This window comes from Citreicella sp. C3M06 (assembly GCF_018860705.1).
Lineage (GTDB): Bacteria > Pseudomonadota > Alphaproteobacteria > Rhodobacterales > Rhodobacteraceae > Salipiger.
Map to the genome: position 1 here is coordinate 75561 of NZ_JAHKQA010000072.1, position 13510 is coordinate 89070.

Genomic DNA, 13510 nt, shown 5'->3' on the forward strand with positions numbered 1-13510 from the left:
TCAGAAGGGAAGAGATATGTGGGATGATCTGAAACGCTTGGCCGCTGCGCGAGAAGAGCGGCGCATTGAAGCGCTGTTTGCCGAAGATGCCGACCGGGCGGCGCGCTTTTCGGTAGAAGCGGGCGGGATGCTGCTGGATTTCTCGAAAACCCAGCTTGACGACGAAGTGCTGGAGGCGCTGCTGGCACTGGCCGAGGCTGCGCAGGTCGCGCCCCGCCGTGAGGCGATGTTTGCCGGTGCAAAGATCAATGAGACCGAAGGGCGGGCCGTCCTGCACACGGCGCTGCGCAACCTTGATGGCGCGCCGGTGCTGGTCGATGGCACTGACGTGATGCCCGAGGTGCTAGCGACGCTGGGGCGCATGGAGGTGCTGGCCGAGGAAATCCGCGCATCGGGTGTGACCGATGTGGTGAACATCGGTATCGGCGGGTCGGACCTTGGCCCCAAGATGGGCACCATCGCGCTGGCGCCGTTCCACGACGGGCCGCGCTGCCATTTCGTGTCGAACGTCGACGGGGCCGACATTGCCGATACGCTCAAGCTGTGCAACCCGGCGAGCACGCTGTTCATCATCGCGTCCAAGACCTTTACCACCATCGAGACCATGACCAACGCCAAGACCGCGTGGGACTGGCTGGAATCCAAGGGCCAGACCACCGAGGGCAAGTTCATCGCCCTGTCCTCCAATCAGGCGAAGGCGGCGGAATGGGGCATTCCGGAAACCCGGGTCTTTGGGTTCGAAGACTGGGTCGGCGGGCGCTATTCGATGTGGGGGCCGATCGGCCTGTCGATGATGATCGCCATCGGGCCGGATGATTTTCGCGCCTTCCTGCGCGGCGGCATGGAGATGGATGCGCATTTCCGCGATGCGCCGCTGGCGCAGAACATGCCGGTGATGCTGGCGCTGGTGGGCATGTGGCACAATCAGGTGTTGGGTTACACGACCCGCGCCGTGCTGCCCTATGACAACCGCCTTGCCCGTCTGCCCGCCTATCTTCAGCAGCTCGAGATGGAGAGCAACGGCAAGGGCGTCAGCATGGATGGCGCCGATCTGACGGTGACGTCCGGCCCCGTGGTCTGGGGCGAGCCGGGCACCAATGGTCAGCACGCGTTCTATCAGCTGATCCATCAGGGCACCCGCGTCGTTCCCTGCGAATTCATGGTCGCCGCACGCGGACACGAGCCAGAGCTGCGCCACCATCACGAATTGCTCGTCGCCAACTGCCTTGCGCAATCCGAAGCGCTGATGCGCGGGCGCAGCCTTGACGAGGCGCGCGGCAAGGTCGCTGGCAAGTTCGAGGGCGACGAGCTTGAGCGTCAGGCCCGCCATCGGGTGTTTCCGGGCAACCGGCCGTCGACCACGCTGGTCTATGCCAGCCTCGATCCACAGACGCTGGGGCGCATCGTGGCGCTGTACGAACACCGGGTGTTTGTCGAAGGGGTGATCCTGAACATCAACTCTTACGATCAATGGGGTGTCGAGCTGGGTAAAGAGCTGGCGACGGCGCTGGGGCCGATGGTCAGCGGTGCGCAAAGCGCCGAGGGCAAGGATGGGTCGACCCGCCAGCTGCTGACATTCCTGTCGCAGAATGTCTGAAAAAGTTCCCTGACATTGGGCTTATAAATTCTCTCCCGGGGGCGGAACATGCCCCCGGATCTCCGTGTTGTGTCTGCATACGTCATCTACGACGACACGAAATGGAGGAACACGCTATGAAACATCTTACCATGACCGTTGCCGCGATTGCCCTGACCGCCGGTGGTGCCGCTTTTGCCCAGAGCGCTGACAACACCGCGCCGCAAACGCATGACAACATGGAACAGGCCGAGACCAATCTTTCTCAGGCTGGCGAAAATCTGGAGCAGGCCGCCGAGGACGCCGGCAATGCCATCGAACATGCCGCCGAGCAGACCGGCGATGCGATGCACAATGCCGCCAATAATCTCGAAGGTGAAATGGACGAGGCCGGGAACGATACGCAGGCGTTGTTTGCCAATGATGCCGACGGCCTGATCCGCGCACGCGATATCCTTGGCGGTACCGTCTATGCTGAAGCCGAGGACATGGAGGGCGACGAGGCGACCATGGACAGCGCGGCAACCGACAGCACCGCGATGCCCGAATCCGGCACTGCGACCCTCACTACGGAAGGCACCGAGGCTGGCGCCGACATGGCTGCAACCGGTAACTCCGCCATCGACGAAAACTGGAACAGCGTCGGCGAGATCGAAGATCTGGTGTTCAATGCGGATGGCTCGCTTGAAGGTGTCGTCGCCGAAGTTGGCGGCTTCCTCGGGCTTGGCGACAAGCATATCCATGTCTCGCTTGGTGACATGAATCTGGTGCCGGTGGACGATGCGTCCTACGCCATCGTGGTTCCCTACACCAAGGACCAGATGATGGAGATGCCGGACGTCGATGAATCGTTCTCGAACTGATCAATCACGTCTCTCTCAAGGATCGGCCGGAGCATTGCTCCGGCCTTTTCTTTTGCAATCAGATGAATAGGGCGTGTCATGAGATGTCGAACCCGGCCGGGGCGAGGGTGAATCCGTCGAAGCGAAAGCCCGGAGAGACGGTGCAGCTGACCAGCGTCCACGCCCCGGTTGAGACCGCCGCCTGCCAGTGATGCGCCGGAACGATGCGCTGCGGGCGCGCCCCGGCGGCAAGGTCTGGGCCAAGCACAAGGTCCTCGCGGGGGCCGCTGTCTGACGGCGCCAACGACAGCACCAGCGGGGCACCCGCATGCCAGAGCCAGATCTCGGCGGCATCGACGCGGTGCCAGTGGCTGCGCTCGCCCGCCTTCAGTAGAAAATAGATGCAGGTGCCCGCTGTCCGTTCGCCGGGCGCGCAGTCGGCAGCCCATGTCTGGCGGTAATGGCCACCCTCGGGGTGCGGGGACAGCTCGAGCAGGGCGATGATCTCGTCTGCGGTCAAACTCATCGGGGGGCTCCGTACGCTGCTGTCGGGTCTGGTTAAGAAATATTGGCGAGATTTGGTCCTGCGGGAAAGCGTCCCTTGCAAGAGGCGGCCCGCTCAACGGACACATCGAGCGAGTATATACCATGACCAGCATCGACGTTCGGCGCATGGCCGAAGACATCGTCGCCCGCGAGGGCGGCTACGTGAACGACCCCGACGATCCAGGCGGGGCCACCAAATACGGCGTCACCATCCACACCATGCGGCGGCTTGGCATCGATCTCGACCGCGACGGTGATGTGGATGTGCGCGACGTTCAGGCGCTGAGCCGGGCGCAGGCGGTGGATATTTTTCTGACCCATTACTTCAGCGGGCCGCGTATTGCCGAGCTGCCGGAGGTGCTGCACGCCACGGTGTTCGACATGTATGTCAACGCCGGGTCGAATGCGGTGAAGATCCTGCAGCGCCTTTTGCTGAAGATGGGCGAGACGGTGTCGGTCGACGGGCTTATCGGCCCGATGACCATTGCCGCGACCCATCGCGCCTATGCGCAGGCCCCGGGCGTGATCGGCGATGCTTATGGCATCGAGCGGCGCAATTATTATTTCGACATTGCCGACCGGCGTCCGGCCTCGCGCAAATATGCCCGCACCCGCGCGGGCGGCAAGGGCGGCTGGATCAAGCGCGCCGAGGAGTTCATCTCGCCGCGGTTTCGGATGAGCGATGCGGAATTCAGCCAGAGGGTGGCAGCATGGGGATGAACGGAATCGTCGGCTCGCTGCTCGGACTGCTGTTCGGCTCGGGCCGCAACGTGATCGCCGAGACGGCGGAAGTGTTTCGCGAGAACGCCGAGGCGCAAGCCACGCGCGAGGCGGGCATGCAGACCAGCGCCTTGCAGCAGTTCGGAACGGAATTCACCTCGAATCGCTCGTCGTGGTTTGACCGGTTCATCGATGGGCTGAACCGCATCCCGCGCCCGGCACTGGCGCTTGGCACGCTGGCGCTGTTCGTGGCGGCGATGGTCGATCCGGTGTGGTTTGCCGAGCGCATGGCGGGCATCGCACTGGTGCCCGATCCGATGTGGTGGCTGCTGACGGCGATCGTCGGGTTCTATTTTGGCGCGCGCCATCAGGTGAAGGGCCACCAGTTCCGCCGCGAAATCGCCGCGAGCATGGCCGAAGTGCCGGGCGTGGTGCAGCAGATCCGCGACATCGACGCGGTGGGCACGCCGAGTGCCAGCCTGCCTGCGCCCGACCGGCGCGAGGTCGATGCGGGTGGCAACCCGGCGCTGGCGGCGTGGCAGGCACGGCAGGGGTAAGGGGGCCAGCCCCCTCGGCCTTGCGGCCTCACCCCTGGAGTTTATCTGGCAAGATGAAGCGCGGGCGCGGTCTTTGGATCGCGCCTGTTTTTCGTTTTGGGTTGCGACAATGTGATGAGGCGCGCGGCGCGGTTTTCGTTGGCCGGGTCTGCGCGCGTGCCCTATAGATGGGCACATGATAAATGAGCTTGGACATTTCGCCCTCATCCTTGCCGCGCTGATCGCCTGCGTTCAGGCTGTGGTGCCGATGATCGGTGCGTCGAAACGCTGGCCCGGCTGGATGGCCGTTGCCGAGCCTGCTGCCACCGCGCAATTTTTGCTGACGGCGATCAGTTTCGCCGCGCTGATGCACGCCTTCATCGTTTCGGATTTTTCGCTGAAGCTGGTGGTCGAAAACAGCCATTCCGCCAAGCCGTTGATCTATAAGATTTCCGGGGTTTGGGGCAATCACGAGGGATCGATGCTTTTGTGGGTGTTGATCCTGGCGCTGTTCGGGGCCATGGCCGCGTGGTTCGGGGGCAATCTGCCGCCGACGCTGCGGGCGCGGGTGCTGGGCGTTCAGGCGATGGTGGGCGTGGCGTTCTTTGCCTTTATCCTGTTCACCTCGAACCCGTTCCTGCGCCTTGCGGTGCCGCCGTTCGACGGGCAGGATCTCAACCCGCTGCTTCAGGACCCGGGGCTCGCGTTTCATCCGCCGTTCTTGTACCTTGGCTATGTCGGGCTGTCGCTGTGTTTCAGCTTTGCCGCCGCCGCGCTGATTGAGGGGCGGGTGGATGCGGCATGGGGGCGCTGGGTGCGGCCTTGGACGCTGCTCAGCTGGCTGTTCCTGACCATCGGTATCGCGCTGGGATCGTGGTGGGCCTATTACGAGCTGGGCTGGGGCGGTTTCTGGTTCTGGGATCCGGTCGAGAACGCCTCGTTCATGCCGTGGCTGCTGGCCGCCGCGCTGCTGCATAGCGCCATCGTGGTTGAAAAGCGCGAGGCACTGAAGAGCTGGACGATCCTGTTGGCGATTCTGGCCTTTGGGTTTTCGCTGGTTGGCACGTTCATCGTGCGGTCGGGCTTGCTGACATCGGTGCATGCCTTTGCCACGGACCCCGAACGTGGCCTGTTCATTCTGGCGATTCTCGTGGTGTTTACCGGCGGTGCGCTGACGCTGTTTGCGGCGCGGGCGGGGACGATGCAGGCCAAGGGCGTGTTTGGCGTGGTCAGCCGTGAATCGGCGCTGGTGGCCAACAATATCCTGCTGGCGGTGGCCTGTTTCGTGGTCTTTGTCGGCACGCTGTGGCCGCTGGTGGCCGAGATGCTGTTTGGCCGCAAGCTGTCGGTTGGGGCGCCGTTCTTCAACATGGCCTTTACGCCGTTCATGGTGCTGCTGGGGGTGATCCTGCCCATTGGTGCGCTGCTGGGCTGGAAGCGTGGCAAGATGGGCCGGGCCTTGCGCCAGCTGGTTCCGGCCTTTGTGCTGGCGGTGGCGCTGGCCGGGCTGGCTTGGGCGATGCAGAGCGGGCGCAGCCTGATGGGGCCGGTGGGCATGTTCCTTGGTGCTTGGCTGGTGGCGAGTTCTGTGACCGATCTGCTGACGCGCATCGGGCAGGGGCGCGATTATGGCCGCCTGCTGCGACTGCCGCGCGCCGACTGGGGCAAAGCGGTGGCTCATGCCGGCATGGGGGTGACCATGGCGGGGATCGCCGGGCTGATGGCGTGGCAGCAAGAAGACATCCGTGCGGCCACGTTGAACACCCCGTGGACCGTCGGGGCCTATGAGTTCGAGCTGATGAACGTCGAGCGGGTGCAGGGACCGAACTGGTTCGCCGATCAGGGCGAGATCTCGGTGCGCAAGGACGGGGAGGAGGTGGCGCATCTTTATCCGCAAAAACGCAGCTATCCCGTCGCCAAGATGCCGACCACCGAGGCGGCGATCCACAACGCCTTTCGCGGCGATATCTACGTGGTGATCGGCGATGCCCAGCAGGGCGGAGGCTGGACGGTCCGAGTGTATCTCAAGCCGCTGGCGAACTGGATCTGGGGCGGGGCGCTGCTGATGGCGCTTGGCGGCGCGCTCAGCCTGTCCGACCGGCGTTTCCGCGTTGCTGCTGGCGCGCGCAAGGCGACGCAGCCCAGCGGAGTGCCGGCCGAATGAAACGCCTTGCCTTGATCTTGCTGCTGCTGTGCGGGCCGGCGCTTGCGGTGCAGCCCGACGAAATCCTCGCCGACCCCGCACAAGAGGCCCGGGCCCGCGAGATCAGCCAGGGCCTACGCTGCCTTGTCTGTCAGAACGAGAACATCGACGATTCCAACGCCTCGCTGGCGCGCGATCTGCGCCTGCTGGTGCGCGAGCGGATCACCGCGGGCGACAGCAATGCCGAGGTGATCGACTATCTCGTGGATCGCTATGGCGAATTCGTGCTGCTGCGGCCGACGACCGGGGGCTGGAACTGGCTGCTCTGGGCGGCGGGGCCGCTGCTGTTCGTCTTTGCGCTGGGGCTGGGCGGGCTTTACATCCGCGCCCGCTCCAAGGCCGAGGCCGAAAGCGAAGCGCAGCTCAGCCCCGAAGAGCAGGCGCGGCTGAAGCAGATTCTCGACGGCAACGGCTGATCGGCATGTGACGCCGCGTCTTGCTTTGCCTTTCCTTGCCGCGCCATGTTTGATGGCGCGGAGCAAGCCAAAGGGAGGCCCGCCGTGATCTATGAAACCATCCGCTACGAGCTGACAGATGGCGTGGCGCTGATCACCCTGTCGCGCCCGCAGGTGATGAATGCGCTCGACACCCAGATGCGGGCCGAGATCACCCATGCCGTGCTGCAAGCTGGCCGCAAAGCGCGCGTCGTGGTGCTCACGGGCGAGGGGCGGGCCTTTTGTTCGGGGCAGGATCTGGGCGATCGCGAGACGGCGGCCAATCTTGATCTTGAACGAGTGCTGCGCGACGAATACGAGCCGATGCTCAACGCCATCACTCAATGCCCGGTGCCGACCATCGCTGCCGTCAACGGGGCGGCGGCGGGCGCAGGGGCCAATCTTGCGCTGGTGCATGACGTGGTCATTGCAGCCGAAAGCGCCTTTTTCATGCAGGCCTTTACCCGGATCGGCCTGATCCCGGACGCGGGCGGCACATGGGCGCTGCCCCGTCAGGTGGGGCTGGCCAAGGCAATGGGCGCCGCGCTGTTCGCCGAGCGCATCAGTGCGCAGCAGGCCGATGATTGGGGCATGATCTGGGAAGCGGTGCCGGACGCCGAGTTCGCGGCCCGGTGGCGGGCGCGGGCCGATTATCTCGCCAAGGGGCCAACGGCAGCCTTCGGGCACATCAAGACCGCGCTGCGCGGCGCGTTCGAAACCGATCTTGAGGGGCAGCTGCGGCTGGAATCCCGCCTGCAAGGCGAATGTGGCAAGACCCGAGATTTCAAGGAAGGCGTCGTTGCGTTTCTAGAAAAACGCGCGCCGCATTTCGAAGGCCGCTGAGCACAGATCAGGGGAGCCTCGCCGCGCTGAGCTGCGGGGCGAACTGGCAAAGCGCCGTCGCATTTGGCCGCAACGCCGACAACGAAAAAACCGGCCCCCGTTGCAGGGAGCCGGTCTTTGTAGCCCGAAGGCGATCGCGCAATCAGCGGTTTTCGATATCCGTGTAATCGCGCGCGGTGCTGCCAAGATACAGCTGACGCGGACGGCCAATCTTGTGCTGCGGATCGGCAAGCTGTTCTTTCCACTGCGACACCCAGCCAACGGTCCGCGACAGTGCGAAGATCGGCGTGAACATCGAGGTGGGGAAGCCCATCGCCTCAAGAATGATGCCCGAATAGAAATCGACGTTGGGGAACAGCTTCTTCTCGGAGAAATACGGATCCTCAAGCGCCTGCTTTTCCAGCTCTTTGGCAACCTGAAGGATCGGGTTGTTCTCGATCCCGAGCAGGTCGAGCACCTCGTCGGCGGATTTCTTCATCACCGTCGCGCGCGGATCGAAGTTCTTGTAGACGCGGTGGCCAAAGCCCATCAGGCGGAACGGATCGTTCTTGTCCTTGGCGCGGGCGATGTATTCCGGGATCTTGTCAACGGTGCCGATTTCCTTGAGCATTTCAAGGCAGGCCTGGTTGGCGCCGCCATGGGCGGGGCCCCAGAGGCAGGCGATTCCGGCGGCGATGCAGGCAAACGGGTTGGCGCCCGAGGACGAGGCAAGCCGCACGGTCGAGGTCGATGCGTTCTGCTCGTGATCGGCGTGCAGGGTAAAGATCCGGTCCATGGCGCGGCTCAGGATCGGGTCCACATGATAGGGCTCTGCCGGCACGCTGAAGCACATGTGCAGGAAGTTCGCCGCATAGCTCAGATCGTTGCGCGGATACACAAAGGGCTGGCCGATCGAGTACTTGTAGGCCCAAGCCGCGATGGTCGGCATCTTGGCGATCAGGCGGTGCGAGGCGATCTCGCGCTGCTTGTTGTCGGAAATGTCGGTGCTGTCGTGATAGAACGCCGACATGGCGCCGACCACGCCCACCATGGTTGCCATCGGGTGCGCATCGCGGCGGAAGCCCCGGAAGAAATACTGCATCTGTTCGTGCAGCATGGTGTGGCGGGTGATGGTGTTCTCGAAGGTTTCAAGCTCGGTCGCCGAGGGCAGTTCGCCGTACAGCAGCAGGTAGCAGACTTCGAGATAATGCGACTTTTCGGCCAGCTGGTCGATGGGATAGCCGCGGTGCAGCAGCTCGCCCTTGTCGCCGTCGATGAAGGTGATGGTGCTGTCGCAGCTTGCGGTCGAGGTGAAGCCGGGATCGTAGGTGAAGACACCCGCCTGCGCGTACAGCTTGCGGATATCAAGAACGTCCGGCCCCGCGGTCGGCGAATAAATCGGCAGGTCAAAGGTCTGATCGTCGATCGACAGCGTCGCGGTCTTCGTCGGAGTGTCAGCCATGCTAGTCTCGTTCCTTTCGAAAGGGCCCTCGGGCACCGTCCGGTGCCCTGGCAATCAATCACATGGCCTCGGTCGAAAGGTGAGCCCGCGGTCCCGAAGGGGTGCGATCACGTCTCGGAGGCCGCTGCCTGCTCGATCCGGAGAATAGCTTCTTCCTTGCCGAGCACCAGCATCATGTCGAATACGCTCGGGGTTACGGCGCGTCCTGCGAGCGCAGCGCGCAAGGGGGCGGCAAGCTTGCCGAATTTTGTCCCTTGTGCCTCCGCGAACTCGGCCATTGTCCCCTCGAGCTCTTCCCGCGACCAGCTAGCACCTTGCAGCTGCGGCGTCAACGTGGCCAGTATACCACGGGATACAGGGTCAAGCGCGGCTCGCGCCTTGGCGTCAGGTTCCAGCGGAACTTCTGAAAGGATAAAATGTGCCTTATCAAGGAGTTCTGGAAGAGTCTTCGCGCGTTCTTTCAAGCAGTACATGCCGCGCTTCAGCCCGTCTTTTTGTGCGTCCGACAAAGCCGGAAGCGCCGCTGCGGCCAGATAAGCCTCTATTTCATGCAGCAGCGCAGCATCGTCTGCGGCCGCGATATGCTGGCCACACAGATTTTCCAGCTTCTTGAAGTCGAGCCGCGCCGGAGCCTTGTTGATTCCCGACAGATCGAACCACGCCTGCGCCTGCGCATCGTCGAAGAATTCGTCGTCGCCATGGCTCCAGCCAAGCCGCGCCAGATAGTTGCGCATGCCTGCCGCCGGATAGCCAAACTTTTGATATTCATCGACGCCAAGCGCGCCGTGGCGCTTGGACAGTTTCTTGCCATCGGGGCCGTGGATCAACGGAATATGGGCGTAGACCGGCAGCGGCCAGCCCATCGCGGTATAGATCCCCATCTGCCGCGCGGCGTTATTAAGGTGATCGTCACCGCGAATGACATGGGTCACCCCCATGTCGTGATCATCGACCACCACGGCAAGCATATAGACCGGCGTGCCATCCGAGCGCAGCAGGATCATGTCGTCGAGCTGATCGTTGCGGATGGTGACACGGCCCTGCACCCCGTCCTCGATGACGGTCTCGCCGTCTTCGGGGGTGCGCAGACGGATCACGAAGGGCGCGTCGGGGTGGGTTGCGGCATCGGCGTCGCGCCACGGGCTGCGGAACAGGGTCGAGCGGCCCTCTTCCTTGGCCTTGTCGCGGAAGGCGGCGATTTCCTCCTGCGTGGCAAAGCACTTATAGGCAGCGCCTTGCGCAAGCAACTGATGCGCGACCTCGGCGTGACGCGGCGCGCGGCCGAACTGGCTGACCACCTCGCCGTCGTGATCGAGCCCCAGCCAGTCGAGCCCGGTCAGGATTGCCGCAGTGGCTTCGGGGGTCGAGCGGGCGCGGTCGGTGTCTTCGATGCGCAGCAGGAACTTGCCGCCGCGGCCACGGGCGTACAGCCAGTTGAACAGAGCCGTGCGCGCGCCCCCGATATGCAGGTAGCCGGTGGGAGACGGCGCGAAACGGGTGACGACAGCGGACATGGGATCTTAACCTCTCGGTAACCAAAAATGGCGTAGGGTTTCAGTCATCCCTCTAACCAGCGGACAGGGTCGGGGCAAGTCATGCGGCAGATCCTCTCTGGGCTTGAGGGTGTATTGATCGGGCAGCGCGGGCATCTGTTCCCTTGGGTGCCGGTTGCTCTGGGCATTGGCATCGGGCTGTACTTCCTCCCTGGCTTCGAGCCGGCAGCCGAGATGCTATCGCTGGCGGCCCTTGCCGGGGTTGGGCTGCTGGTGCTGTCGCGACGGCTTGGGGTGGGGCACGCACCTCTTGTCGTCGCGATGGGCCTTATGGCCTGCGGCTTTGCGCTGGCTGGTGCGCGGGCGCATATGGTCGCCGCGCCGCAGCTGTGGTTCCGCTATTACGGCCCGATCGAAGGGCGGGTCGTCGCCATCGACCGCTCTGCATCGGATGCGTTGCGGCTGACGCTTGACCGGGTGATGCTGGCCCAGATGGACCCGGCGCGCACACCCTACCGGGTGCGGGTGTCGCTGCACGGCGAGCAGGGGTTTCTTGAGCCGCGCCCCGGTATGCGGGTGATGATGACCGGACATCTCAGCGCACCCGGCGGCGCTGCCGAACCCGGCGGCTTTGATTTTCGCCGCCATGCATGGTTCCTGAAGCTGGGCGCGGTCGGTTATACCCGCACCCCGGTGCTGCTGCTCGGACCTGCGACCGGCGGGCAATGGATTTCGCGGGCGCGGATGGTGCTGTCGGCGCGGGTGCAGGCGGCTCTGCCGGATGAGACCGGGGCCTTTGCCGCCGCACTGATGACCGGTGATCGCTCTGCCATGTCGCAACAAAGCATCGAGGCGCTGCGCCACAGCAACCTAGCGCATCTGTTGGCAATTTCAGGCCTGCACATGGGGCTGCTGGCGGGTTTCGTTTTTGGTTCGGCGCGGATTGCCTTTCTGCTGCCACCTCGGGCACGGCATCATTGGCCCGGCAAGAAGATTGCCGCAGGCATCGCGCTTGTCGCCTCGGCGGGCTATCTGGCGCTGTCGGGGGGCAACGTGGCGACGGAGCGCGCCTTCATCATGGTGGCGGTGATGCTGCTGGCGGTGATCTTTGATCGGCGGGCGTTGTCGCTGCGCGCCGTGGCGCTGGCGGCGATGATCGTGCTGCTGCTGCGCCCCGAGGCGTTGTTGGGTCCGGGGTTCCAGATGTCCTTCGCCGCGACAGTGGCGCTTGTCGCCGTCTTCGCAGTGTTGCGCGATCGCGGCACGGAACGCGGGGCACCGGGCTGGGCGCGACCGGTTCTGACCCTTGTGGTGTCCTCGGCAACGGCCTCGATGGCCACCGCGCCGATCGCCATGGCACATTTCAACCTGCTGTCGCATTACGGGCTGGTCGCCAATCTTGTCGCCGTGCCGGTGATGGGGGTGCTGGTGATGCCGATGGCGGTGGTGGCCGCCTTGCTGATGCCGCTGGGGTTGGAAGCGCTGGCAATGTGGGTGATGCGGCTTGGGCTGGACTGGATCCTGCTTGTCGCGCGCACCGTGTCGGGATGGGAAGGCTCGCTTGGCCATATCGTCGCGCCGGGGTCTGCGGTTTTGCCGCTGCTCGCGCTCGGCGGCTTGACGCTCAGCCTCTGGCGGGGGCGGGGGCGCTGGCTTGGCGTGATGCCGTTGGCGATTGCGGCAACGCTTTGGCCGCTGTCGCAGCGCCCGGACCTGCTGATCGCCGATACCGGCGCGCTTGTCGGCGCGATGACGGACGATGGGCGGGCCTTGTCGCGCCCGAGGGGCGCGGGGTTTCTCGCCGGGATCTGGCTGGAAAACGACGGCGCTGCGCGCACACAGGAGCAGGCGGCGGCGCTTTGGCCCGGCGGAGCACCCGGCAATGTCGCCCGGATCGAGCTGGCCGGGCTGCGGATCACCCATCTTCAGGGAAAACGGGCCGCCTCGGCCTATACCGGCTGCGAAGATCGCGAGATCGTGGTGTCCAGCGTCGATCTGCCCGATCTGCCCGGCTGCGAAGTCTATGATCCCAAGCGGTTGAGAACCACGGGCACCATTGCGGTCTGGCTTGGGTCAGCCGGGCCGCGTATCGTCACGTCGCGCGGCGCGCGCCTGTGGCACGCACCGCCGCGCAGGCGTCAATAGCTGCGGATCAATCCGACCAGTTTGCCCTGAACCTTGACCGATCCAATCGGCAAGACCCGCGGTTCATAGGCGGGGTTCGCGGCTTCGAGAACGATCACCTCGCCCTTGCGACGGAAGCGCTTCAACGTTGCCTCGTAGCCATCGACCTGAGCAACTACGATATCGCCATTTTCGGCCGCCGATGTCTCTCGGATGATGACGACATCTCCGTCATTGATCCCGGCGTCGATCATCGAGTCGCCCTTCACCTCAAGCGCGTAATGATGTGAATTCGACGCCAGCATCGCTCCGGGTACGGCAATGCCAGCGGGATTGTCGGAAATCGACTGGATCGGCACCCCGGCCGCGATCCGGCCCATGACGGGCAATTCGACCGCATCAATGCTGGCAACCGGGCGCGCGCCGCTGGGCAATTTGTCGGGACGATCGCCATCGATCACTTCGGGGGTGAAGGTCGTTGACGCCCCGCCCAGCGTTTCGGGCAGCTTCACGATCTCGATAGCGCGGGCGCGATGGGGCAGGCGACGGATGAAACCGCGCTCTTCCAGAGCGGTGATCAGGCGGTGGATACCGGACTTGCTGCGCAGATCGAGCGCCTCTTTCATCTCGTCGAAACTGGGCGGCACACCATCGCGTTGCAGCCGCTTGTTGATGAAATCGAGAAGGTCGAGCTGTTTCTTGGTCAGCATTCTTGGTTTCCCTGCCTGATGCTCCTTTGTTCTATCCATGTT

General features: G+C 64.2%; 12 protein-coding genes. 8 read left to right on the forward strand and 4 right to left on the reverse strand.

What is annotated here, in order from left to right:
• Positions 1–16 precede the first annotated feature (16 nt).
• Positions 17–1597: a glucose-6-phosphate isomerase gene (pgi, locus tag KO516_RS15285; RefSeq protein WP_216004647.1), complete on the forward strand. Its 1581-nt coding sequence runs from the start codon at positions 17–19 to the stop codon at positions 1595–1597.
• Between the two features lie 116 nt (positions 1598–1713).
• Positions 1714–2439, forward strand: coding sequence for a PRC-barrel domain-containing protein (locus KO516_RS15290; protein WP_216004648.1), 726 nt, complete (start codon positions 1714–1716; stop codon positions 2437–2439).
• A 76-nt stretch (positions 2440–2515) separates the two neighbouring features.
• Here KO516_RS15290 and KO516_RS15295 read toward each other — a convergent pair whose 3' ends face one another.
• Positions 2516–2944 (reverse strand): cupin domain-containing protein, encoded by a 429-nt coding sequence (locus tag KO516_RS15295; protein ID WP_216004649.1) that lies wholly within the window; start codon positions 2942–2944, stop codon positions 2516–2518.
• A gap of 122 nt (positions 2945–3066) precedes the next feature.
• Here KO516_RS15295 and KO516_RS15300 point away from each other — a divergent pair, with 122 nt between their 5' ends.
• From KO516_RS15300 to KO516_RS15320, 5 genes are all read left to right on the forward strand, one after another.
• Positions 3067–3684: a holin-associated N-acetylmuramidase gene (locus KO516_RS15300; RefSeq protein WP_252737631.1), complete on the forward strand. Its 618-nt coding sequence runs from the start codon at positions 3067–3069 to the stop codon at positions 3682–3684.
• On the forward strand, positions 3675–4241 hold the full coding sequence (locus tag KO516_RS15305) for a holin family protein (protein WP_216004650.1): 567 nt from the start codon (positions 3675–3677) through the stop codon (positions 4239–4241). The genes KO516_RS15300 and KO516_RS15305 overlap by 10 nt, the downstream gene beginning before the upstream one ends.
• A gap of 175 nt (positions 4242–4416) precedes the next feature.
• On the forward strand, positions 4417–6384 hold the full coding sequence (locus KO516_RS15310) for a heme lyase CcmF/NrfE family subunit (RefSeq protein ID WP_216004651.1): 1968 nt from the start codon (positions 4417–4419) through the stop codon (positions 6382–6384).
• On the forward strand, positions 6381–6839 hold the full coding sequence (locus tag KO516_RS15315) for a cytochrome c-type biogenesis protein (protein WP_216004652.1): 459 nt from the start codon (positions 6381–6383) through the stop codon (positions 6837–6839). Before KO516_RS15310 ends, KO516_RS15315 begins: the two co-directional genes overlap by 4 nt.
• An 84-nt stretch (positions 6840–6923) precedes the next feature.
• A complete protein-coding gene (locus tag KO516_RS15320) occupies positions 6924–7700 on the forward strand; it encodes an enoyl-CoA hydratase-related protein (protein ID WP_216004653.1) in 777 nt (258 codons plus the stop codon).
• 142 nt (positions 7701–7842) lie between these two features.
• Here the strand turns inward: KO516_RS15320 and gltA are convergent, their stop codons facing one another.
• Together gltA and gltX are read right to left on the reverse strand one after the other, a co-directional pair.
• Positions 7843–9141, reverse strand: a complete 1299-nt coding sequence (gene gltA, locus KO516_RS15325; RefSeq protein WP_216004654.1) for a citrate synthase — start codon at positions 9139–9141, stop codon at positions 7843–7845.
• A gap of 107 nt (positions 9142–9248) precedes the next feature.
• Positions 9249–10655, reverse strand: coding sequence for a glutamate--tRNA ligase (gene gltX, locus KO516_RS15330; protein WP_216004655.1), 1407 nt, complete (start codon positions 10653–10655; stop codon positions 9249–9251).
• Positions 10656–10736: 81 nt separating this feature from the next.
• Here gltX and KO516_RS15335 point away from each other — a divergent pair, with 81 nt between their 5' ends.
• A complete protein-coding gene (locus KO516_RS15335) occupies positions 10737–12779 on the forward strand; it encodes a ComEC/Rec2 family competence protein (RefSeq protein ID WP_216004656.1) in 2043 nt (680 codons plus the stop codon).
• Here the strand turns inward: KO516_RS15335 and lexA are convergent.
• Complete coding sequence (lexA, locus tag KO516_RS15340; RefSeq protein WP_216004657.1) at positions 12773–13468, reverse strand: transcriptional repressor LexA; 696 nt, start codon at positions 13466–13468, stop codon at positions 12773–12775. The genes KO516_RS15335 and lexA overlap by 7 nt on opposite strands.
• Positions 13469–13510 lie beyond the last annotated feature (42 nt).